Below are 24921 nucleotides of genomic sequence, written 5' to 3'. Positions count from 1 at the left end.
TCTATCCATCAAGGGTGAATCGGAGTGTAAGTTGGTGAGGGGTGAGGGGTGAGGGCTCATTCCAAGCGCCAAACGTATTGGATGGTGGTCCAAGCCTGCTCGGGTTTGCCATCGACCGTGGCGGGCTTGAACCGGCATTTCGCCAAACCCGCCCGCGCGGCTTCATCCAGGCGTTTGTAGCCGGAGCTCTTGGCCACTTCAGATTGAATGACTTGGCCATCGGTGCCCACCAAGAAGCGCAAACCGACGGTGCCTTCTTCCTCCATGCGCCGTGATGCGGTGGGGTAGTCGGGTTTGTCGCATTGGGCCATGTTGACACCGGCGGTGGTGCGCGCAGGGGCTTTGGCTGGTGCCGCAGGGGCCGCTGCAGGGGGCGCCGGTGTTGGCGCAGGCGCTGCAGGAGCGGCCAATGGCGGGGTGGGGCTGACCGCCACGATGGCGTTGGCCGGTGCCGCCGCCATGGGGATGACCGCTGGCGGCACATAAGCGGGCGGTGTGGGTGTGGGTGGTGGGGCAGTCTTGGGCGCAGGGGGTGGCGCAGGGGGTGGCGCAGGGGGGGGCGGCGGTGGCGGCAACTCGGCCCGTTTTTCTTCCAACAACAGCGCCTGCACGACCACCGGCATCTTTTGCATGACGGTTCGCGCCAATCCGGCTTGAATGGCCCAAAACAGCAAAGCATGCAACAGCACCACCGCAGCCAAGCCCAGCCATTTGCGCTGGGAGGGTGCTTGGAGGTAGGTGCTGTGGGACATGGTGAACGGGGGGCGGGAGCCGGGCGCTGACAAAGGGTGGGTCGGGTGTTGGGCCCTGTATTTTGCGTGAGAAGGCCCCGGTTTGCGGCTTAAAACACCGCATGAGCGGTGGTTTTTAAGTGCTCAGGGTTGTCTTTGCAGTCGAAACGCTTGCCCGGTTTGATCTTTCTCAAACCTTTGCCCTTGGATCAGGCGGCCGCAGTGTCCCGGCGTGGGGCGTCCCAGCCAAGTGGCCGCAATTCGAACACCGTCGTGGGATTCTTCCAGGGTGAATTCGCCCTCGTCCAAATCGGCCACCACGGCATGGCGTTGTTGTCCTTGCCTAAGTTCACCCTTGAGGCTGCCTTCATGCTCGGGGTGGGGACCCAAATGCAAGTGCAAGGGGCTTGTCGCGCCAGCCAGTTGCACCTGCCATGGGCCAAACAGCATGTCGGCACGAAGGTCTGCGCCAGAAGGGCAGCTGGGCGGCACGGGTGAGTGGGCACAAGCGCAGGCGGCGAGCGTGAGCCCCACGGACAAGGTGATGCGCCAAAGGCGAAAGGCGGGCCAGGGTGTTTTCATGGGGGGGCTTGCGCCGCCGCGTCGGCCGCGCGCTTGGCAAATTCGGCCCGCAAGGCCTTGAGTTTTTCGCGCGGGTCTTCTTTCACGGTGTTTTCGTCCAAACGCATCTCGGCGATGAAGCGGCTGGGCAGGGCGGCCACGGTCTCTCGCCCTTTTTTGCGGCGTTGGGTCCAGCTCACCGCCAAACTGCGTTGTGCACGGGTGATGCCCACGTACATCAAGCGGCGCTCTTCTTGCAGGCGCAGCAAAATGCCTTCTTGGTTGGCCCCGGCGGTGGTGTCGTCCTCGCCCAGTTTGAAGGGCAGCAAGCCCTCGTTCACGCCCACCAGCGTGACGTGCGGCCACTCCAGCCCCTTGGAGGCATGCAAGGTGGAGAGCGTGACCACGTTTTGGTCTTTTTCGCGCTCGCTCAGGGTGGAAATCAAGGAGATGGTCTGTGCCACCTCCAGCAGGTTTTTGGTGTCGGTGGCCTCGGTGCCGATTTGTGCACCGGTCACGTCCTCGATCTCGCCCCCGCACCGCCCGGCCATCCAGTCGCAAAACTCCAGCACATGGGTCCAGCGGGCCGAGGCCACTTTCTCATTGTCCTCGCCGTCGTACAGGTGCGACTCGTAGCCGATCTCTTGGAGCCATTCGAGCAAAAACGCCAGCGCGTCCCTTTTGCCCAAGGTTTGCCGGGCGCGGTGCTCCAGGTCGTTGATGTAGCGGCCAAACTCGTGCAAACCGGTGACCGCGCGTGAATTGACCGCGCTGGGCAGGCTGCCCGCAAACAAGGCCTCGAACAAACTCAGTTTGTACTGCGTGGCAAAGGTGCCGAGCTGGCCCAGCGTCTGGTGGCCAATGCCGCGTTTGGGGCTGGTGATGGCGCGCAAAAACGCCGGATCGTCGTCGTTGTTGATCCACAGGCGAAACCAGGCGCACAGGTCTTTGATTTCGGCCTTGTCAAAAAAGCTCTGCCCACCCGACACCTTGTAGGGAATATTGGCGCGGCGCAGCGCCTGCTCAAAGGGGCGGGCCATGTGGTTGGCGCGGTACAGGATGGCAAAGTCCTTGAACTCGCGGTGTTTGGACGGGTTGAGCTGCCCCCCCCGGATCGACTGGATGCGGGCAATGGCGCGGTCGGCCTCGTGCTCTTCGTTGACGGCATCGATGACGCGCACCGGTTCGCCCTCACCCAGTTCTGAAAACAGCGTTTTGGGGAACAGCTTGGGGTTGGGCTGGATCACATGGTTGGCGGCCCGCAAAATGGCGCTGGTGGAGCGGTAGTTCTGCTCCAGCTTGATGACTTTCAGATTTGGAAAGTCCACAGGCAGGCGCTTCAAGTTGTCCAGCGTCGCGCCGCGCCAGCCGTAGATCGACTGGTCGTCGTCGCCCACTGCCGTGAAGCGCGCGCGCTCGCCCACCAGGTGCTTGAGCACTTCGTATTGGGTGGCGTTGGTGTCCTGGTATTCGTCCACCAGCACATGGCCCATCTTGGCCTGCCAGCGCTCGCGCACCTCGGGGAAATCGGCCAGCAGTTTCAGGGGCATGCCGATCAGGTCGTCAAAGTCCACGCTTTGGTAAGCCGTCAGCCGCTCTTGGTACAGCGCCATGATGCGGGCGATCACGCGGGCGTTGTCGTCGGGCGCTTGGGCTGCGGCCTGCTCGGCGTTGAGGCCCATGTTTTTCCACAGGCTGATGGTCCACTGCCATTGGCGGGCGGTGGCCGCGTCGGTGGTGCCGCCGCAGTCTTTCAAGATGCTGGTCACGTCGTCCGCGTCCATGATGCTGAACTGGGGTTTGAGGCCCAGCACCGCACCGTCTTCGCGCATGATGCGCACCCCCAGGGCGTGGAAGGTGCAGACCGTCACATCTTTGGCGGCCTTGCCGATCAGCTGCTTGGCCCGCTCGCGCATCTCGGCAGCGGCCTTGTTGGTGAAGGTGATGGCCGCGATGCGCTTGGGCTCCAGCCCCGCTTCGATCAAGCGCGCGATCTTGTGCGTGATCACCCGCGTCTTGCCCGAGCCCGCCCCGGCCAACACCAGGCAAGGGCCGGAGACAAAGTTCACGGCTTCGAGTTGGGCGTTGTTGAGTCCGGCTGACATGGGGCGGTGGGCGTTCGGGGCAAAGCGGGCCATCATAGCGGGTGCGCTGCACTGTGGGACGCCACCCGCGCCGAGCGTTCTCAGAAAAACAGCACCAGGCCTGCCATCAGGCAAGCCGGGTGCTGTGTGTGGCCGGCATGCCAGAAAGCCGGAAGGCCTGAGCGGCACTGGCATGCCAAGTGCGCTCAGGTCCACCGATCACTCATTCCGAATTCAACAACTCGATCTGCATCGCGTATCGCCCACGCTGAACAAGCACCCGCAAGGGCAAGCCATCAGACGGCACCATCCGCGCACGGAAACGCAAGGCCTGCGCATCGAAAGACAGCCATGCGGGCAGCGCCGAACCATCGGGCAAGCTGGCCAGAGCGGCGGTCTCTGCATTGCCCAAGGAAGCCATGGGCACAGCGAAACTGAACCCCGCTTCGCTCACCAGCAGTTCACGCGGCAAATAGACACGCATCACACCCGGCGCCTCGGGGCTCGACGCCCGCTGCACCCAGACGCGCCCACCCGAAGTGCCTGCGTCGCCGAAGCTCACAGGCAGGTCACGGTCACCCAGCGCTGTCGCGGTGCCTGCGGCTGTGACCGCCGCATCCGGGGCACCATTCGGACCACCAGATGCGCCAGAGCCAGAGCCAGAGCCAGCACCCGCACCCGCACCCGCACCTGCACCTGCACCTGCACCTGCACCTGCACCTGCACCTGCACCTGCACCTGCACCTGCGCCTGCGCCGCCGGGGGCGCCCACACCACCCGATGTCGGAGGGGGCATGATGCTCAGGGCGGTGATGCTGCCGACCGCGGGAACCCGCGTGACCTGATAGTTGTTCCCCTCATTGCCATCGGCGATGCTGTAGTCGGTCACGACCAGGTTGCGCGCGCCCACGGCACTGCTGTCGAAAGCCTGGACCAGGCCACTGAGGCTGTCCCCAGCGCTCAGGCGACTGGCCGTGGGAATCAGGGCGGACCGGTTGGTTCCGTCAAAAGTCTTGCTGTCGCTTTGGGCAGTCAGCACCAGCGGTTGAGGCGTGATCGTGCCGTTGCTGCCCATGAAGCTGCCGCCACCGACGATGAAGTAGTTGCCCGCGTCTGCGCCTTGCAGTGCCACCTGGTTGACGGTGTAGTTCAACTGAGTCCCCGCATGGCGGCTGGCATAGTTGCCATTGGCCGTGACCGTCACCGCATCGCCCGCCTCCAGGCCAGACCCACCGCCACTGCCAGCCAATGCGAGGCTCACGCCGTTCATGGTGGTGGTGCCGTCATAGGTCTTGCTGTAGCCGCTGCTGGTGGACGCCACCAGTGCCTTGGGCGTGACCCCCAGTTGACCGATCAGGGTGATGGTGTCACTGAAGTTTTGGCTGTTCTCGGTGACCGCCCCCAAGACCCCGAGGGTGTAGCTGCCCACGCGCAACATTTGCGCACCCGACAGGCTGGCATGCAGCGGCGCCAACGTGAAAGTGGCGCGGCCACCCGCGCCATCCTGGACCGTCACGACGTTGCCAGCGGCAATGGCGCGGTCTGCGAGCGTGATCACCTGCTGGGTGGTCTGGTCATAGTAGGTCGCGCTGGCCAGGCTGTAGCTGGCCGCCGTGCCGTAAGCTGTGGAAGCGTTGTTCACGCGCACCAGCAATTGGTTGGCTGGCACGACCGTGTAGTCGCCTGCCACATAGCTCAGGGTGTAGTTGGCCGCCGTACCGCCCGAGGGCAAGAGCACGCCACGGAAGACGCCCGCGGTGTTGACCGCGCTGTTGCTGCGGCTCACCGAGGGCAAGCTGCCCAGCACACCACTGGTTTCGCCGTTCACAAACCCACTGTAGCTCACACCCGCATAGCCGACGGCGTCGTTCGTGGTGACAAACTTGGCGTCATCGTTGGCGCGCACGGTGAGTGGGGCCTTGGCCACCGTGGCGGTGGTGCTGGCACTCGTGCTGGCGAGCTGGTAGTTGCTGGCCAGACCGCCGCCTGCGCCATGGAGCAAGCTGTAGCCGCTGGCGGTGGCGATGCGGCTGCCCGCGTTGGCACTGTCGAACACGGCCAGGCCATGGTTCAGTCCCAGCGTCTCGCTGCCGATGCCCGTCCCCACCGAGCCCCAATTCGTGACGGTGGTGCTGGTCGTGCCGTCGTAGGTCTTGTCGGCCACTTGCAGGCCTGTGACCGTCAGCACCTTGGGGGTGATGCTGGCGGCGATGCTCGCGCTGGACGAAGACAACACATAGTCACTGGCCGCCGAGCCCCAACTGCCCTGAATGGCCGTGATCGCCTGGCCTGAAAACGTGACCCCCACCCGTGTGGCCTGCGTGACATTGGGGCTGTCGTACGCTGCCGAGGTGTAGCTCAAGCTCGCGCCCGTATCGCCGCCCAGCAGGCCCGTGAAGGCCCAGCTCGACGTGAAGCCACTCGGTGCATCGGTGCGGCCGTCGTAGGCCTTGCTCACGCCGGTGTTGGTCAGGCTGGCGATCAGCGTGCGCGGCGTGATGCTGGCGCTTGCCGGGGCGATGGTCGGCGCCGTGAAGCTGTAATCGCTTCTGCGACTGCCCCATGACGAGGCGACGAAGCCAAAGTCAGCGTTGCCGCTGGCCACCATCTGGTTCGCCCCCTGCACGCGCGCGCTGTTGTACGCCAGGCTCAGGCCCGAGGTGTCCAACACCAGACTGTCACCAGCGATGGCCCCTTGGACCGTACCGCTCACGTTGGCGCCGTTGGCACTGGTGGTGCCATCGTAAGTCTTGCTCAGTGCGCCACCGATGCTGGCATTCGCCGTCAGGGCCTTGGGTGTGATGCTGCCCGCCACCACCGCGATGCTGGGCACCGTGAAGCTGTAGTCGCTGGCCACGCTGGCGTTGCTGCTGCCCGCCACCGTGAAGCCGGCATTGCCCGTGGCCCCAATGCTGCTGGCCCCGGCCACATGGGCGTCGTTGTACGCCAGGCTCAGACCCGAGGTGTCGAGGCTGAGCGTGTCGCCGCTGACCGCGCCCGCCACGCTGCCCGTCACCACCGCATTCGTGGCCACGTTCGTGCCGTCGTACACCTTGCTGGTGGCACCTGTGATCGCTGCGCTGGCCGTGATGGCCTTGGGCGTGACCGTGACTGGGGCATGGGCCACATTGAGCGTGGGCAGCGCGTAGTTGGCTGCGAGGCCCCCGTTGCTGCCATCGGTCAAAGTGATCGCACCCACGTATTTGCCTGCACTGGCCACGTGCGCGTCGCTGGCGGTGGCTCCCGTGTAGCCCAGTGTCTCGCTCCCCACCAAGCCGCCGAAGCTGACCACGCCCGCCAGACTGCGGCTGCCGTCGTAGGTCTTGCTGGCCGACAGCGTCAGCGCCTTGGGCGCAATGGTGGCCGAGGTGGTGGCGCTGGTGCTGCTGAGCAGGTAGTTGTTGGCCAGTCCACCGCCCGCGCCGTCGCCCAGGCTGTAGCCGCTGGCTGTCACGGTCTGGTGGCCCGCGTTGGCGCTGCCAAAGGCGGCGCTGCCGCGATGGAGCGTCAGCGTCTCGCTGCCCACGCCCGTGCTCACACCGCCCCATTGGCTGACCGAGACCGAGGTGTTGCCGTCGTAGGTCTTGCCCACGGCCGCCAGGCCTGTGACCGTCACGCTCTTGGGTGTGATGCTGGCCGCCACATCGGCCGCAGCCGTCAACAGCAGGTAGTCCGAAGCCACCGAAGCGCGGCTGCCCGTCACACCGGCCACCGACAAGCCCGAGACCGTGATCCGATGGGCCGAGCCCACGTTGGCGCTGTTGTAGGCGATGCCGGTGTGGGCCAAGGCCACGTCCGTGTCGCCCGCCACCAGTCCCGCCAGGCTCCAGCCCGGTGCAAAGCCGGTGGGCGCGGCCGTGCTGCCGTCGTAGGTCTTGCTCACGCCCGTGTTGCCCAGGCTGGCCGTGATGGTCTTGGGTGTGATGCTGGCCGCCACCGCCGAAATGCTCGGCGCTGTGAAGCTGTAGTCACTGGCCACGCTGGCGTTGCTGCTGCCCGCGATCGTGAAGCCCGCGCTGCCGCTGGCCGCGATCTGGCTCGCCCCCAGCACGTGCGCGTTGTTGTAGGCCAGGCTCAGGCCCGAGGTGTCGAGACTGAGCGTGTCGCCGCTGACCGCGCCCGCCACGCTGCCCGTCACCGCAGCACCCGTGGCCACGTTCGTGCCGTCGTACGTCTTGCTGGTGGTGCCCGTGATCGCCGCGCTGGCCGTGATGGCCTTGGGCGTGACCGTCACCGGCGCATGGGCCACATTGAGCGTGGGCAGCATGTAGTTGGCCGCCAGGCCCCCGTTGCTGCCATCGGTCAAGGTGATGGCATTCACGTGCTTGCCTGCACTGGCCACGTGCGCGTCGCTGGCCATGGCGCCTGTGTAGCCCAGTGTCTCGCTGCCCACCAAGCCGCCGAAGCTGACGGCGCCCGCCAGACTGCGGCTGCCGTCGTAGGTCTTGCTGGCCGACAGCGTCAGCGCCTTGGCCATGATCTGACCATTGCTGCCCGACAGGCTGCTGCTGGTGAGGCCGTAGTTGGCCGCGTCCGCCCCCGACAGCGTCAGGTTGCTCACCGTGTAGCCCAGGTTGCTGCCTGCGTTCTTGCTGGCAAAAGCACCGCTGCCCGCCACCGAGACCGCATCGCCCGCCAGCACCGCGCTGCTGGGCACGGCACTGCCCGTCAGGCCCAGCGTGAGGCCATTCATGGCGGTGCCCGCGTCATAGGTCTTGTTCAGTCCACCCGTGAGGGTGGCGTCCAGCCCCTTGGGCGTGACGGTGTGCGCGCCCACCACGTTGATGGTGTTGCTGAAGTTTTGGCTGTTTTGCGTTTGCACGCCCGCCGCGCCAAGCTGGTAGCTGCCCACGCGCAATTGCTGCGCGCCAGAGACCTGCGCGCTCTGGGGCGTGAGTGTGAAGCTGGCCGAGCCGCTCGCGCCGTCGATGACGGTGACCGCGTTGTTTGCGCCCACGCTCACATTGCTCAGTGTCACCACTTGGTTGTTGCTGCCCAAATACCGCGCACTCGCCACGCTGTAGGTGGTCGCGGTGCCGTACACGCTCGAGGCGTTGTTCACGGTCACCAGCAACTGGTTGGCCGGCACGATCGTGTACGTGCCGCTGGTGTAGCTGATGCTGTAGTTGCCCGAACTCAGGCCCGTGGGCATGAGCACGCCGCTGTAGGTGCCAGCGGTATGGACGGCGCTGTTGCTGCGCGTGATGACCGGGGTGCCGCTCAGCACCGCGGCCGTCTCGCCGTTGACCAAACCGCTGTAGCTCACGCCCGCATAGTTCGCGCCATCGTTCATGGTGACGAACTTCGCGTCTTGGTTGGCGGTCACCGTCAGCGACGTGGGTGTGATCGTGGCCGTGGTCGTGGCGCTGGTGCTCGAGAGCTGGTAGTTGCTGGCCAGTCCCGTGCCGTTGCCCAGTGTGTAGCCTGTGGCCGTCACTGTTTGTGCCTGTGGCACGCCGCCCGAGAGCTGCACATTCGCGTTGGCAAAGCTGGCCGATTGGCCCAGCACGGTCAGCGTCTCGCTGCCCACGCCCGTGCTCACGCCACCCCACTGGGTGACGCTCGCGGCCACCGTGCCGTCGTAGCGCTTGTCACTGGCCACCAGGCCTGTGACCGTCACGCTCTTGGGTGTGATGCTGGCCGCCACGCTCGCGCTGGTGGCCGTGAGTTGGTAGTCCGAGACCACCGAGCTGTTCGAACCCGTGATGCCCGACAAGGTCAGACCCGTCACCGTCAGCTGGCTCGCGCCCACCACGTTGGCGCTGTTGTAGGCCACGCCTGTGCCCGCCACGCTGGCGCCCGTGTCGCTGGGCACCAATCCCGCCAGACTCCAGCTGGGGGCAAAACCCGTGGGCGCGGCCGTGCTGCCGTCGTAGGTCTTGCTCACACCCGTGTTGCTCAGGCTGGCCGTCAGGGCCTTGGGCGTGATGCTGGCCGCCACCGCCGCGATGCTCGGCCCCGTGAAGCTGTAGTCGCTGGCCACGCTGGCGTTGCTGCTGCCCGCGATCGTGAAGCCCGCGCTGCCGCTGGTCGCGATGGTGCTGGCCCCCAACACCCGCGCGCTGTTGTACGCCAGGCTCAGGCCCGAGGTGTCGAGGCTGAGCGTGTCGCCGCTGATGCCGCCGGTGACCGTGCCGCTCACGCTGGCGCCGCTGGCACTCGTCGTGCCGTCGTACGTCTTGCTCGTGGTGCCCGTGATCGCCGCGCTGGCCGTGAGGGCCTTGGGCGTGATGCTGGCCGCCACCGCTGAGATGCTCGGCGCAGTGAAGCTGTAGTCGCTGGCTACACTGGCGTTGCTGCTGCCCGCGATCGCGAAGCCCGCGCTGCCGCTGGCACTGATGGCCGTGGCCGTGGCCACGTGGGCACTGTTGTAGGCCAGGTTCACCCCCGTCAGGCTGAAACTGTCACCCGAAAGGCCGCCGCCAAAGCTGCTGCTCACGCTCGCCCCGCTGACACCCGTGCTGCCGTCGTAGGTCTTGTTCAGCGTGCCTGTGATCGTGCTCGTGGCCGTCAGGGCGCGTGCCGTGATGCTGCCCGCCACCGCCGAAATGCTGGGGCCCGTGAAGCTGTAGTCGCTGGCCACGCTGGCGTTGCTGCTGCCCGCGATCGTGAAGCCCGCGCTGCCACTGGCCGCAATGGTGCTGGCCCCCAACACCCGCGCGCTGTTGTACGCCAGGCTCAGGCCCGAGGTGTCGAGGCTGAGCGTGTCGCCGCTGATGCCGCCGGTGACCGTGCCGCTCACGCTGGCGCCGCTGGCGCTCGTCGTGCCGTCGTACGTCTTGCTCGTGGTGCCCGTGATCGCCGCGCTGGCCGTGAGGGCCTTGGGCGTGATGCTGGCCGACACCGCCGAGATGCTCGGCGCTGTGAAGCTGTAGTCCGTGGCCACCGAGCCTCTGGTGCTGCTGGACACCGCCAAGCCCGCGCTGCCGCTGGCCGCGATCTGGCTGGCCCCCACCACGTGCGCGTTGTTGTAGGCCAAGCTCAAGCCGGTGAGCGCCAGGCTGTCGCCCACGATCTGACCGCTGAAGGCCGTGTTCAGGTTCGCACCGGTGGCGCTCAGCGTGCCGTCGTAGGTCTTGCTGGTGGTGCCGGTGATGGCGCTGCTGGCCGTCAGGGCGCGTGCCGTGATGCTGCCCGACACCGCCGCGATGCTCGGCGTTGTGAAGCTGTAGTCGCTGGCCACGCTGGCGTGGCTGCTGCCCGCGATCGTGAAGCCCGCGTTGCCGCTGGCCGCGATGGTGCTGGCCCCCAACACCCGCGCGCTGTTGAACGCCAGGCTCAGGCCCGAGGTGTCGAGGCTGAGCGTGTCGCCGCTGATGCCGCCGGTGACCGTGCCGCTCACGCTGGCGCCGCTGGCACTCGTCGTGCCGTCGTACGTCTTGCTCGTGGTGCCCGTGATCGCCGCACTGGCCGTGATGGCCTTGGGCGTGATGCTGGCCGCCACGGCCGCGATGCTCGGCGCTGTGAAGCTGTAGTCGCTGGCCACACTGGCGTTGCTGCTGCCCGCGATCGCGAAGCCCGCGCTGCCGCTGGCACTGATGGCCGTGGCCGTGGCCACGTGGGCACTGTTGTAGGCCAGGCTGATCCCCGTCAGGGTGAAGCTGTCGCCCGAAAGGCCGCCGCCAAAGCTGCTGCTCACGCTCGCCCCGCTGACACCCGTGCTGCCGTCGTAGGTCTTGTTCAGCGTGCCTGTGATCGTGCTCACGGCCGTCAGCGCGCGCGGTGTGATGCTGCCCGCCACCGCCGCAATGCTCGGCCCGGTGAAGCTGTAGTCGCTGGCCACGCTGGCGTTGCTGCTGCCCGCGATGGTGAAGCCCGCGCTGCCACTGGCCGCGATGGTGTTGGCGCTCAGGACACGCGCACTGTTGTAGTTCAGGCTCAGACCACTGCTGTTGAGCGTGATGGTGTCGCCGCCCAAAGCACCGTAAACCGTCCCCGTGACGGCAGCGCCCGTGGCCAATGTGCTGCCATCGTAGGTCTTGATCACCGTGCCCGAAATGCTTGCCGTGGCCGTCAGCGCGCGCGCTGTGATGCTGCCCGCCACCGCCGCGATGCTCGGCACGGTGAAGCTGTAGTCACTGGCCACGCTGGCGTTGCTGCTGCCCGTGATCGCGAAGCCCGTGCTGCCGCTGGCTGCGATCTGGCTCGCCCCCACCACGTGCGCGTTGTTGTAGGCCAGGCTCAGGCCCGAGGTGTCGAGGCTGAGCGTGTCGCCGCTGACTGCGCCCGCCACGCTGCCCGTCACCGCAGCACCCGTGGCCACGTTCGTGCCGTCGTACGCTTTGCTGGTGGTGCCCGTGATCGCCGCACTGGCCGTGATGGCCTTGGGCGTGACCGTGACTGGGGCATTGGCTGCATTGAGCGTGGGCAGCGCGTAGTTGGCCGCCAGGCCCCCGTTGCTGCCATCGGTCAAGGTGATCGCCGCCACGTATTTGCCTGCACTGGCCACGTGCGCATCGCTGGCCATGGCGCCTGTGTAGCCCAGTGTCTCGCTTCCCACCAAGCCGCCGAAGCTGACAGTGCCCGCCAGACTGCGGGTGCCGTCGTAGGTCTTGCTGGCCGACAGCGTCAGCGCTTTTTGCGCAATGGCCAAGGTGCCATTGCTGAAAGTGATCGCGTAATTGCCCGAAGTCAGGCCCTGTGGCGTCAGGGTGTAGCTGCCCGCGTTTTGAGCGCCCTGGCCAGAGCCGGCGTAGCTGAGCGTACCGCCCAGCACGCCAGCGTTCTCGCTGTTCACAAAGCCGCTGTAAGCCACCCCGTTGCCGCCGCTGTAAGCCTGGCCATCGTAGGTCTTGCTGGCGTTGTTGGCGGTGATGCTCAAGGCCGCTTGGGCAATGCTGGCCGTGGTGCTGCCGGTGGTCGAGGCCAGGGTGTAGTTGGCCGCGTCGGTGTTGCTCAGGCTCACCGCGCTGACGTTCACCGCCTTGCCATTGCCAGCGCTCGCGTCGGCAAAACTGGCGCTGCGGGCGATCGTCAACACATCGCTGGCCACGCGGTTGTCGCTGGTGGTGACCGTGGCACCGGTCTGGCCATCGTAGGTTTTGTTGACACCCGTGAAGGCGAGCGTCAAGGTTTTGGTGTTGACCGTGAGCGTGCCCGAGGTGGTGCTGGCGCTGACCGCATAACCGAGCTGGCTCGTGGTGGCGCCGCCCGTGGCCGAAAGGGTGTGGGCGGTACCCGCCGTGTAATGGCCCGAGGTCGAGGTGCTGCCACTGACCGACACGGTGGGGGTGGTTGCGCTGGCGAAGGCCTGCGCGTAGGTGTCGCCGTTGACGCCGCCCGTGACAGAGAAAGTGTGGGTCAGGGCGTCCCCGTAGGTGATGGTCTGGTTGTTCACCACGCGCGTGAGCGTGGGCTGCTCGCGGTAGACCGCGTTGAGCCCCGTGCTCAGGGCCAGCGTGTAATGGCCCGTGGCCTCGTCGCTGCCGTAGCGGAAACGCCCCGTGCCCGTGCCCACCAAGGTGCTCAGACCGTTGCTGCCACCGACACTGCCGGTGTAGAGCGTGGCGGTGCCGCCTGCCCCCACCGACACGGTGCCACTGCCGCCGACGACCAGGTTGCCCCCCGTGCTGGTGAGCGCGGCTGCCGTGCTGCCCGCGTTGAGTGTGAGTGCCGTGGCCGTGGCGTTGCTGGTGCCCACGGCTTGCGACAGCGTGAGGTCGCCAGTGCGGGTGGCGATGTTGACCACACCGCTGGCCGAAATCCCGTGGGTCGTGCCCACGGTGCCCAAGGTCAGGGCGCTGTTGTTGACAAAGGTCAGGCCACTGACGCCACTGGCAGCCAGCGTGCCCACCGCATGGCCCGTGCTGTCGAGCGTGACGTTGCCTCCACTGAGCAAGAGCATGTTGGCCGACAGCGCGCCACTGGCACCATCGCTCACATGGCCCGAACTGGCCAGCGTGATGGTCTGCGAGCCTGAAGCGGTCAGGGCCGCGTTGAGGGTGATGTCACCGCCCAGCACCGTGATGGGGCCGGCCACCGTGGCGGCATTGGCCACCGTGATGGCGGCCGTGTTGCCCACCTTGCCCAGGGTCAAACCACCCAAGCTGCTGTCGAAAGACCAAGCTGCCGTGCTGAATGCGGAAGTGAAGCGGCTGCCTGTGGGCTGGACCACCAAGGTGCCGGCCCCCGTGAAGCTGCTCGAGCCGGTGCTGGGCGCGTCGTTTTGCAGCACCAGGCTGCCGCTGCCCACGGTGGTGACGCCGCTGTAGCTGGCATTGGCCGTGAGCGTGAAGGTGCCGCTGCCCGACTTGGTCAGCCCGCCGCTGCCGCTGATCACACCGCCGTAGCTGGTGCTCGTGTTGTCACCCCCTATGGTCAGCGTGCCCGCGCCCAGCGTCAGGTTGCCGCCCGTGCTGCCGCCACCGGCCAGAGAGCCAATGGCCACGCTGTGGCCGTTGAGGTCCAGCGTGGCACCGGCCACGTTGGCCAGCGTCACCGCCGAGTTGCTGCCAAATGCCGTGCTGCTGCCCGCCTGCAGCGTTCCGCCGCTGACGGTGGTGGTGCCGGTGTAGCTGTTGTTGCCCGACAAAATTTGCGTGCCCGTGCCCTGCTTGACCACGCTGCCCGCAGCATTGAAGTTGCTGATGTTGCCGCTGAAGGTGGCCGAACCGTTGTTGGCCCCCAGAGTGATGGAGCCGTTGGTTCCGGTGTAACCCACTTGGACCGAGCCGGCCCCCGTGAGCTTGTCCATGAAGACAACGCCCGAGTTGACGTCCAGCGTGGCGCCCGAGGCGACGTGGATGTCGGAGAGGTTGTTCGTCCAGACATCGTTGCCGAAGGCGCTGGCCGAGAAGGTGCCGGCCTGCAAGTCGATCAGGGCGCCCGCACTCAGGCTGTAGGTGGCCACGGGTGTGCCGTTGGAGACTGCGCCAGCGCCAGTCTTGCGCAGCGTGCCTGAGCCGGAATACGTCACCGCGCCGGTGGTGCCGATGACCGTGGTGCCGGTGGCGATGCTGTATTCGAGCACCGCGCCTGAGGCGATGCTGTAAGCGGACGAGCCTTGCGTGCTGGTGATGGTCAGGTTGCCATTGCCGATGGCGGTGCTGCCACTGTAGGTGTTGCTGCCTGTCAATGTCTGCGTGCCCGTGCCGCTCTTGGCCAGCCCGCCCGTGCCGCTGATCACACCACCATAACTGGTGCTGGTGTTGTCACCACCCGTGGTGAGCGTGCCCGCGCCCAGCGTCAGGTTGCCGCCCGTGCTGCCGCCACCGGCCAGCGAGCCAATGGCCACGCTGTGGCCGTTGAGGTCCAGCGTGGCACCGGCCACGTTGGCCAGCGTCACCGCCGAGTTGCTGCCAAATGCCGTGCTGCTGCCCGCTTGCAGAGTGCCCGCATTGACCGTGGTGGTGCCGGTGTAGGTGTTGTTGCCTGAGAGCACCGTGGTGCCCGTGCCGGACTGGCTGAGCGCGCCCGCACCGCTGATCGCGTTGGTCACGGTGAGCGCATCGCTGCGGTTGAACTGCAGCGTGGCGCCGGTGTCGATGCCCACCGCCCCCGTGCCCAGCGTGCCCGCCGTCCCGCCCGCGCCCACCTGCAGCGTTCCGCCGCTGACGGTGGTGGTGCCGGTGTAGCTGTTGTTGCCCGACAAAATTTGCGTGCCCGTGCCCTGCTTGAGCACGTTGCCCGCAGCATTGAAGTTGCTGATGGCGCCGCTGAAGGTGGCCGAACCGTTGTTGACCCCCAGGGTGATGGAGCCGATGGGGCCGATGAAACCCACCAGAATTGATCCTGCCCCCGTGAGCTTGTCCATGAAGACAATGCCCGAGTTGACGTCCAGTGTGGCGCCCGAGGCGACGTGGATGTCCGAGCGGTTGTTCGTCCAGATGTCGTTGCCCGAATAGCTGGCCGAGAAGGTGCCGGCCTGCAAGTCGATCAGACCGCCCGCACTCAGGCTGTAGGTGGCCACGTGCGTGCCGTTGATGAGTTCTCCAGCGCCAGTCTTGCGCAGCGTGCCCGAGCCGGAATACGTCACCGCGCCGGTGGTGCCGATGACCGATCCGGCGGCGATGCTGTATTCGAGCACCGCGCCCGAGGCGATGCTGTAAGCCGAGGAGCTTTGCATGCTGGAGAGGGTGAGGCTGCCATTGCCGATGGTGGTGGTGCCAAGGTAGGCGTTGCTGGCCGTCAAAGTCAGCGTGCCCGTCCCGCTCTTGGTCAGCCCGCCGCTGCCGCTGACCACACCCGCAAACGTTGTGCTGGTGTTGTTGCCACCCGTGGTGAGGGTGCCCGCGCCCAGCGTCAGGTTGCCGCCCGTGCTGCCGCCACCGGCCAGAGAGCCAATGGCCACGCTTTGGCCGTTGAGGTCCAGCGTGGCACCGGCCACGTTGGCCAGCGTCACCGCCGAGTTGCTGCCAAATGCCGTGCTGCTGCCCGCCTGCAGCGTTCCGCCGCTGACGGTGGTGGTGCCGGTGTAGCTGTTGTTGCCCGACAAAATTTGCGTGCCCGTGCCCTGCTTGACCACGCTGCCCGCAGCATTGAAGTTGCTGATGTTGCCGCTGAAGGTGGCCGAACCGTTGTTGGCCCCCAGGGTGATGGAGCCGTTGGTTCCGGTGTAACCCACTTGGACCGAGCCAGCCCCCGTGAGCTTGTCCATGAAGACAAGGCCCGAGTTGACGTCCAGCGTGGCGCCCGAGGCGACGTGGATGTCGGACAGGTTGTTCGTCCAGACATCGTTGCCGAAGGCGCTGGCCGAGAAGGTGCCGGCCTGCAAGTCGATCAGACCGCCCGCACTCAGGCTGTAGGTGGCCACGGGTGTGCCGTTGGAGACTGCGCCAGCGCCAGTCTTGCGCAGCGTGCCTGCGCCGGAATACGTCACCGCGCCGGTGGTGCCGATGACCGTGGTGCCGGTGGCGATGCTGTATTCGAGCACCGCGCCCGAGGCGATGCTGTAAGAGGACGAGCCTTGTGTGCTGGTGATGGTGAGCTTGCCATCGTCGATGGCGGTGCTGCCACTGTAGGTGTTGCTGGCCGACAAAGTCATGGTGCCGGCACCCGCTTTGGTCAGGCTGCTGGCCTGGGCCGTGCCCCAGGCGGTGGCGCTGCTGTTGACCAGCTTGGCGCTGACCGACAGGTCGACCGCCGCCGCCCCGTCGCTGACGTTGAAGGTGCTGCCCGTGACCGAGGAGCCCGAACCCAGCTGCACGTTTTGACCGGAAATGGTCGAGGTGGTGCTGCCATTGACGGTGACTGCGCCGGCCAAGGCCCAGGCAAATGGGCCCGTCAGGTTACCAAAAGCGTCGCCCCCGGTGGAGGTCAAGGTGCCGCCGCTGAGCGTGAGCGGCCCCAGGCGGCTGAAGAAGTTGCCGCTGTTGGTCAGGGTGCCGCCTGCGTTGAGGGTGATGGGCGTCACCACCGCTGTGGTGTGGAAGCCAAACACATTGTGGGCCCCGAGGCTCAGTGTGCCCCCGTTGTTGACGGTGATGGCATGGCCCGCGTTGTTGGCCAGGCTGCTGTTGACCGCCAGAGTTCCCCCATTGACCGTGAGCCCGCCTGTGAAGGTGTTGACGGCTGTGAGCGTGGACGTGCCTGTGCCGATTTTGGTGAGGCTGCCCGTGCCGCTGATGGCGCCCGAGTAGACGCCGTCAGCGGCCATGTTGAAAGTCAACGCACCACCGTTGGTGTTGATCGCACCTGCGCCGCTGATGGTGTTGCCGGCCTCGAGGGTCAAGGCCAGTGCGCCACTGCTGGACGTGATGGGGCTGTTGATGACGATGTTGTTGGCCGCCGTCAGCGTCAGCGAGGCCGCACTTCCCGACGTTTTGCTGATATCGCTGCTGACGGTGATGTTGCCCACATCAGCCCCAGCCGAGCCCACCGCGCCCGTGGTGATGCTCACATGGGTGCCCGCATTCAGGCTGTTTTGGATGTCGCTGGCCAGGATCGTGCTCGTGGCGCCCGCGCTGTAGTTGCTACTGTAGGCGGTGCCGCTGGCGCTGCTGCTGGCAATCGTGATGTTGTAAGGGTCGAGCAGCCACTCGCCGCCATGACCCTTGTCGGCACTGGCGTTGACCCTGACACCCCGCGTGTCGAGCACGTGGCCCGAGGTCTCGATGCGGCCGCCGTCGCCACCTTGCGCGCCAGCGCGCGCGCTGATGCTGCCTTGGGCCACGGTCAGACCGTCGGCTCGGCGCACATCACTCCAGAGCACGACCTTGCCGCCGTCGCCCATGCGCGTGGCACTGGCGTCAATGCGGGCGTCCGGGTTCAGGGTGACGGTGGTGGCCTGCGGCAAACTGCCGCTGCCTTGCCAGTCGCCGCCGACCAACACGGTGCCGCCGCCCGTGGCGCCGGTGGCGTCGATGGCGCTGCCCGCAGGCAGCGTGATGTGCTCGCCCGTTACCGTGACGCTGCCGCCTTGCGCTTGCGCGCTGCTGGCCTGGATGCTGCCGCCTGCGCTGACGCTGTGGCTCGATTCGAGCACGATGCGCCCGCCGCGTTCGCTCAGGCTGTTGGCCGCCAGCTGGCCGGTGTTGACCACACTGGCTTCGAGCTGCGCTGCGGCCTTGGCCGACAGCACCATCCAGCCCTCGGGCGCCAGCACCGCTTGGCCGTTGTCGACCAGGGCGCGCACGGTGGCGGGCGTGACCTCGATGCTGGCCAGGCGGCTGCCCTGGAGGTTGAGCTGGAAAGTTTCGCCAGCGGCGAGTGCGACCGCCCCCATTTGCGCGAGCACCACGCCCTGGTTGCGCACCTCGGGGGCCAGCAAGGCCGCGTAGCCGCCCAAAGCGGTCTGGATCTGGCCTTCGTTGACGATGGCCCCGGTGGCACCGTGGCGTGCAAAGCGGTAGTGGCCCGCCATGAAGTCGGCGGTGCTGATGCTGTGCGTGGTGGCGGTGAAGCTGCCCACGTCCACGCTCGCGCTGGGCGCGAAATACAGGCCGCTGGGGTTGGTGAAGAACACCTGGCCGGGCGCGGTGATGCGCCCGTAGATCTGGCTGGGGTTGGCGTCGAGCACGCGGTTGAGCACGGCGGCGCTGGAACTCGGCTGGGCAAAGTGGACGGTGGCCGCGCTGCCCAGGTTGAAGGTGTTCCACTGGATGATGGCCGCGTTGCTCGTCTGCTTGACGTTGAGCACGGTTGGCCCCGCCGACTGGATGCTGGCCTGGCCGGCCACGACCTGCCCGCCCGTGGGCAATTGGTGGGCGGCAGGCGGTGCGGCCAGCACCAGGCCCGCGCCGGCCATGGCCGCCACCAGGGCTTTCAGTCCGGTGCCCAGGCCGCAGACCACCGCTTTGCACACACTGTGTGAACGGCTGGTGCCGTGCGCCGAAGCGATTTCGGAGACGGCCACAAACGTGCGCGTCGATTCATTCCAGACCACCCGGTAATGTTTGTTCATGCTGACACCCGTCAAAAACTGTAAATGGCTGTGACCCAGAGGCGGTCTCGCAGCAAGGTCCCATCTTGGTCCTTGCCCCCGGTGCTTGGACGCGGGTTGGCCTGCAGGCGGCGCGCCCATGTGGCCTTGACGAACCAGCCCTCGGCAGGACGCCACTGCATGCCCAGACCCGCCCCTTGCAGGCGGTAACGGTTGGGTTGGGTGGCGCCGCTGAACTGGTCATCGATCTGGACGCTCACCTGGCCGTGGTCATAGAAGCCGAACAGGGTCTTGGCGCTGTCCAGTTGCCACTGCAGCTCGGCGCTGCTGAGGCTGCCCTGGGCACCCCCGGCCTCGTTGACCGGGAAGGCCCGCACGCTGTCGGGCCCGCCGATGTAGAACTTTTCAGAGGAGTCGAGGTTTTTGTTGGCCCATTGCTGGTTGTGGCTCAGCTGCAGGGTCAGGCGCGAAGTCAGGTACTGAGCGCGCGACAGCGTCGCGCGCAGCTTGCTGAACTGGCCATCGGTGCGCGGGCCTTGCGCATCGGTGGACTGGCTGGGCGAGCCGTTCAGGTTCAGGCGCCCGGCGGTCAGCGCCAGCGAGCCCGTGGTGTGCCCACCCCCGCCCAACCAGGTGTTGCTTTGCCGCCCCTGCAGCGTCACGCTGGCCGATTGCGAGCTGTAGCGCGAGTTGGTCTGGCCACTGGCAAGGTTGTCCATGGCTTTGCGGTCGGCGTTGAGCACCAGCGTCAGGCTGCGGTTGTGCTCACGCACCCAAGGATAGGATGCGTCCAAGCCCAGGCTGTCGACCGTGCCCGAGGCGTTCAGCGCCACATATTCGGGCGCGATCAGGCGGTAGCTGTAGCAGCCAAGAGAAGCGCCGATGCGCCAGCCCAAATCACCCACCGGCAGGCCGACACCGAGCCGCGCACTGTCACTGCCCTGGGTTTTCATGAAAGCCATGTTCCACTGGTCGCCCGCGCGCAGCGGATTGCGCCACTCGATGAGCGCGTTCAGGCGCTCGACCCCTGTGGCGCGTGCGCCGCCGTTGTCGGCCAGCCCATCCACGGCCCACAAAGGCTTGTCACTCAGGACCACATCCAGGTCGGTGGTGCCAGGGGTCTGGCCTTTCTTGAAGACGGGGGGCGCGACACTCAGGCCCAACAGTTCGCTGCTGATTTGCTGCGCACGCGCCACATGGTCGGCATTGAGCGGCTGACCCGGCGCCAGCAGGCGCTCGAAGTAGCGCTGCGCCTGTGCCTGCGGTCCGCGCAATTCGCTGGGGGCATTGAACCGCAACAGCCCCAGTTGGGCTTCATCCACGCGGATCAGCACATCGCCCGAGGTGATGTCTTGCGCAGGCAAATAGGCCGTGACGATCCAGCCGTCTTCGCGGTAGCGCTGTGCGACGGTCTGCGCGGCCTGCTCGAGCTGGGTCAGGTCCAGCTGACGGTTCAAAAACGGTTGCAGCACGGCTGCCAGTTGCGCCGCGCTGAGCAAGCGGTTGCCCTCGACGCGCAAACCACGCACCAGCACCTGCGGGCCTTGGCCTTGCGTTGCCTGCCGGGTTGAGGCCTCGGGCTGCAGCGGCGGTGCAGGCCGCTCCCATGCCTCCAGTTTGGGCGGCTGCGGCATGAGGGAGCCCGCATCGGGCCGCACGATTTGCGCCCCAGCAGCAGCCGCACTGCAGATGAGAAGAACACCAATGACTGGGTTTCTGAATCCCTTTGGCCGGGTGTCCACAGCTTGAGCGCTGGGGGTGAATGGCCTTGTTGTTTGTTGAGCCGATGCCAAGGGGTGAGGCATCTTCAAATGAATTTTCAGCATATGAAGGAATGAAGTCTTTTGGATAAAAAACCAAAAACGCGCACTTAATGTTAATTTTATCCATAACATCAAAATAATCAATATAAATAACTGAAAATTGAAAAACATCAGGCGGGCATGCCCAAGGCAGGGTGCCCCAGCAGGCGCAAGGCGCACTCGGCCGCACCCCGCCCGCATGCACGAGCGCCGTGCGCACAGAGACCCGCCACAGGCACCCTGCGGCCATTGAAAGTCTGTGCCACGCGCTGACCAGCCCCGGCTTGCTTGTCCACCCCGAGACTGTCTTGGGCCGGTTGATCTACTGGTTTACCCCGACAATCGGAGCATGTTTGAAATCTTGCGTGTCACCTTTCCCTTCTTTGCACTGGTTTTGTGCGGTTACGTGGCCGCACGGTGGCGGTTTTTGCCCTTGGCGGCCATTCCTGGTTTGAATGGCTTTGTGCTGTTCTTTGCCTTGCCGTGCATGCTGTTCCGTTTCGGGGCCGACACGCCGATTGCGCAGTTGCTCGATGCCGGGGTGTTTTTCTCTTATTTGTTTTGCGCTTTGGTGATGGTGGCGTTCAGCATCGCCATCAGCTTGAACCCGCGCATCCGCTGGAACGATGCCTCTTTGGGGGCTTTGGTGGCCGCTTTCCCCAACACCGGGTTCATGGGTGTGCCCTTGCTGGTGGCCTTGCTTGGGGCGCAGGCGGTGGGCCCGGCCATTGTGACCATCGTGGTGGATTTGGTGATCACTTCTTCGCTGTGCGTGGCTTTGTCGCGCATGGACGCCGCAGGTGAGCACGGCGCGGCGGTGGCGGCGCGCAAGGCGCTGGCCGGGGTGTTGCGCAATCCCATGCCTTGGGCCATCAGCTTGGGCGCAGCGTTTTCATTTTGGAACCTGGTTTTGTGGGGCCCGGTGAACAAAACCGTGGGCTTGTTGGCCGACTCGGCTTCTCCCGTGGCCTTGTTCACCATTGGTGCGGTTTTGGCCCGCTCGCAAATGCTGGCCCATGAGCGCACGCATGGCCCCTTGCGCTTGGGTGATTATTTGCCGATCGCCTTGGCCAAGCTGGTGCTGCACCCGGTGTTGGTCTTGCTGGTGGGGTTGACGGCCATCCAATGGGGCGTGCCGATCGAGCCTTTGGCACTGCAAGTGATGGTCTTGGTGGCCGCCCTGCCCAGTGCCAGCAATGTGTCGCTGCTGGCGGAGCGCTTGGGGGCTGACAACGGGCGCATCGCCCGCATCATTTTGGTCACCACCGCGGCCGCTTTTTGGACCTTCTCTGGGGCAGTGGCCTTTTTCAAAGCCTGACCCCACGCCCTGGTGTCTTGGCTTGGTTTTTGAGGGGGGCTCACTCCCTCAGTGGCGTTGGCCTTTCTGGTTTTTTGTGGGAGGCCGCCCCCGCGGCCGAATGCTGGATGTGCCAGAGCGGCCCTTCGCGAGCAGGGGCTCGCTCCCACGGGGAGCGTTGGCTTGTTGGGTTTTTGTGGGAGGCCGCCCCTGCAGCCGAATGCTGAAAGTGCCAGAGCGGCCCTTCGCGACCAGGGGCTCGCTCCCACGTGGGGCGTTGGCTTTTGTTTTTTGTGGGAGGCCGCCCCTGCAGCCGAATCAAATGGCCTGTGGGTCCACGTCCACCAGCCAGCGGATGACGCCTTTGTGTTCGGCTTGGCTGCGCACTTGGTGCAGCACGGCGTGCAGGTGCCACAGCATTTTTTGCAGTGCCATGCGGTTGGGGCTCTCCAGCAGCATTTGGGCGCGCTCCACATCGGCCACGCGCTGCATGCTCATGGGCACGGCGGGGTAGACGCTCACTTGCAAGACCAAGTCGGCGGTCGCCGGGTCGGCGCTCAGTTGCGCCTCCAGCGTTTCGCGTGCGGCATTCAACAGCGCTTGGGCGGCTTCTTGGGTGCGGGCATCGGCGCGCAGCAGCGCTTGGTGGCTGATGGGCGGCAGTTCAGCGGCGGTGCGCTCGGCCAACTCGCTCGCAGCAAAGGCCGGGTAGTCGTGTTTTTTGAGCGCTTCGAACAGCGCATGGGTGGGGTGAAAGGTCTGCACCCACATCTCGCTGGTGGCGCTTTGGGCGGCATCGCGCCCAGCGCGGCCAGCGGCCTGCATGAGCAGCGCAAACAAGCGTTCAGGCGCGCGAAAGTCACTCGAAAACAGCGCCGTGTCCGGGTTGACCGCGGCGACCAAGGTGATGCGCCGGAAGTCGTGTCCTTTCGCAATCATTTGCGTGCCAATCAAGACATCCACTTCGCCCGAGTGGACTTGGGCCAATTGGCTCTCGAGTGCACCTTTGAGGCGGGTGGTGTCTGCGTCGATGCGCGCAATGCGCACCGGGGTGCCGTCGGGGCGCAAGACGTGCGCCAGCAATTCGCCCAAGTGCTCTTCGAGCTGCTCGGTGCCCCGGCCAATCGGGGCGATGTCGGCGTTGCCGCACTCGGGGCAGGCGCGGGGCACGCGCTCGGTCAATCCGCAGTGGTGGCAGCGCAGGGTGCGGTCAATTTTGTGGAACACCCGGAACGCGCTGCAGTGTTGGCACTCGCTTTTCCAGCCGCAATCGGCGCAGTGCAGCACCGGGGCATAACCCCGGCGGTTGAGCAGCAGCATGCACTGCTCGCCGCGCTGCACCCGCTCTTGGATGGCGGCCACCAGCGGGGCCGACAGCACGGTGCGGCGCGGCTGTTTGTTCATGTCCACGCGGCGCACTTTGGGCAGCAGTCCCGTGCCCATGCGCGAGGGCATCAGCAGCCGTTCATAGCGTCCTCCGGAATCGTCGGCTTCGGCCGGGCGGCTGTGGTGCCAGCTCTCGAGGGACGGCGTGGCCGAGGCCAGCAACACGGGGGCCTTGTGCAGGCGAGCGCGGTACACCGCCAAGTCGCGCGCCGAATAGCGTGCGCCTTCCTGTTGTTTGTAGCTGGGGTCGTGTTCTTCGTCGACCACGATGAGTTGCAGGTGGGGCATGGACGCAAAAATGGCCATGCGCGTGCCCAGCACGATGCGGGCATGGCCTGCGTGCGCGGCCAGCCAGCCTTTCAAGCGCTGTGCGGGTGTCATGCCGCTGTGCATGGACACCACGGCCTCGCTGCCAAAGCGGGCTTGTACCCGCTCTTCCAGCTGGGGCGTGAGGTTGATCTCGGGCACCATGAGCAGCGCCTGGGCTTGGGGATCGGTGGCCAGCATGCGTTCCACGGCCTGCAAATACACCTCCGTCTTGCCACTGCCGGTGCTGCCAAACAGCAAAAAGGGGCCCGTGCCTTGGGCCATTTGCGCCAGCACAGTGCTTTGTTCTGTTGAAAGTTGGGGGCCCGGCGAGGTTTGCACCGTACGCGTGGTGTTTTGCTTTTTGAGGCGGCGCGCCAGTTGCTCGGACGTCAGGTCCCGCAGCTGCGGGGGCAAGGCCGACAAAGCCACCTCGCCCAAAGAGCGTTGGTAATACTGGGCGGCAAATTGCACCAGTTGGCGCCAGTGCAGGTCCAGTGGCGGCAATCCCTCCAGCACCCCCAGCACATCGCGCACGCTGGCTTCGGGCATGTCATCCGGTGCCTGATCACGGATCGCCCAGACCACGCCCAGCACTTCGCGTGGGCCAAAAGGCACGCGGACCAACACACCCGGCTGCACCAAAAAGGGGCAGCGGTAGGTCAACAAACCCCCTACCTGGGTGTGGGCGGGGGTCTGGACGGCAACATCGATCCAGCAGGGTGTGCTCACAGGGTTTCCGGTGATGGGCGGTGAATTTGACGGCACTGGAGGTTAGCTGATTTCTTGAAACAAGATGTAAGTCGTTGATTTTTCAGCGCTTTGGGTTTGATTCACGAAATCTGTGGATAACTTTGTTGAGAACTCGGCCTGGATGCGCTGGAAGCCTTGAAAATCAAGCCTTCCAACAAATTGCCCGTCCAATGTGCAAGATAAAAAAATCAATCGAATCAACGACTTACAGTTTGGGCTGACGGTCTGTTTTGCTGCTGTGCAGCAAGCCCGCATTGGCGCAATGGCTTTTCACTTTTGTGCATAAGTCAAGCGCCGAAAGCCAAATATTTTGCAAATAAAGGCTTTGAATGGTCTTTTTTCTATGCTAAGGGCTGGCCGCCCAGCCCGTGCCATGCTCACTTTTGGCGCATCGCCCGCGAGTGGCTGTGCACCGCCTCGACCAGTGCGGTCACATGCTCGGGCGGGGTGTATTGGCTGATGCCGTGGCCCAGGTTGAAGATGTGCGTGGGGCCGGTGGTGCTGCGGTCGGTGTGCGGCGTGCCAAAGCTGTCCAGCACGCGGTGCACTTCGGTGGCGATCTGCGCGGGGGGCGCAAACAAAATATTGGGGTCGATGTTGCCTTGCAGCGCTTTGCCGGGGCCACCGACGGGGCCACCCACTTGGGCGCGGGCGCGGCCCAGGTTCATGGTCCAGTCCAGGC

The 24921-nt window shown here is 65.8% G+C and carries 8 protein-coding genes; 1 reads left to right on the top strand and 7 read right to left on the bottom strand.

All coding sequences use genetic code 11. The features are described 5' to 3' along the window. Positions 1 to 56 precede the first annotated feature (56 nt). The 5 genes from B9Z31_RS02275 to B9Z31_RS02255 form a co-directional block, all read right to left on the bottom strand. On the bottom strand, positions 57 to 752 hold the full coding sequence (locus B9Z31_RS02275) for an energy transducer TonB (protein WP_100117958.1): 696 nt from the start codon (positions 750 to 752) through the stop codon (positions 57 to 59). A gap of 123 nt (positions 753 to 875) precedes the next feature. Next, positions 876 to 1313 (bottom strand): hypothetical protein, encoded by a 438-nt coding sequence (locus B9Z31_RS02270; protein ID WP_199174416.1) that lies wholly within the window; start codon positions 1311 to 1313, stop codon positions 876 to 878. Then, on the bottom strand, positions 1310 to 3397 hold the full coding sequence (locus tag B9Z31_RS02265) for an ATP-dependent helicase (protein ID WP_100117957.1): 2088 nt from the start codon (positions 3395 to 3397) through the stop codon (positions 1310 to 1312). The genes B9Z31_RS02270 and B9Z31_RS02265 overlap by 4 nt, the downstream gene beginning before the upstream one ends. A gap of 202 nt (positions 3398 to 3599) precedes the next feature. Next, positions 3600 to 18716 carry a YDG domain-containing protein gene (locus B9Z31_RS02260; RefSeq protein ID WP_158235646.1) on the bottom strand — a complete coding sequence of 5039 codons (15117 nt, stop codon included), beginning with the start codon at positions 18714 to 18716 and terminating at the stop codon, positions 3600 to 3602. 11 nt (positions 18717 to 18727) lie between these two features. Then, on the bottom strand, positions 18728 to 20329 hold the full coding sequence (locus B9Z31_RS02255; RefSeq protein WP_158235645.1) for a ShlB/FhaC/HecB family hemolysin secretion/activation protein: 1602 nt from the start codon (positions 20327 to 20329) through the stop codon (positions 18728 to 18730). Positions 20330 to 20846: 517 nt separating this feature from the next. Here B9Z31_RS02255 and B9Z31_RS02250 point away from each other — a divergent pair. Continuing rightward, the gene (locus B9Z31_RS02250; protein ID WP_100117954.1) at positions 20847 to 21815 is read left to right on the top strand and encodes an AEC family transporter; all 969 of its coding nucleotides are present in this window, start codon (positions 20847 to 20849) and stop codon (positions 21813 to 21815) included. A 297-nt stretch (positions 21816 to 22112) separates the two neighbouring features. Here B9Z31_RS02250 and priA read toward each other — a convergent pair whose 3' ends face one another. Together priA and B9Z31_RS02240 are read right to left on the bottom strand one after the other, a co-directional pair. Continuing rightward, positions 22113 to 24218, bottom strand: a complete 2106-nt coding sequence (priA, locus tag B9Z31_RS02245) for a primosomal protein N' (RefSeq protein WP_100117953.1) — start codon at positions 24216 to 24218, stop codon at positions 22113 to 22115. A 398-nt stretch (positions 24219 to 24616) separates the two neighbouring features. Further along, positions 24617 to 24921 (bottom strand): uroporphyrinogen decarboxylase family protein (locus B9Z31_RS02240; protein ID WP_304441702.1); only part of this gene is annotated, 305 nt, incomplete at its 5' end.

The sequence above is a fragment of the Limnohabitans sp. G3-2 genome (genome assembly GCF_002778275.1).
Lineage (GTDB): Bacteria > Pseudomonadota > Gammaproteobacteria > Burkholderiales > Burkholderiaceae_C > Limnohabitans_A.
This window is presented reverse-complemented; position numbering and strand designations above follow the sequence as displayed.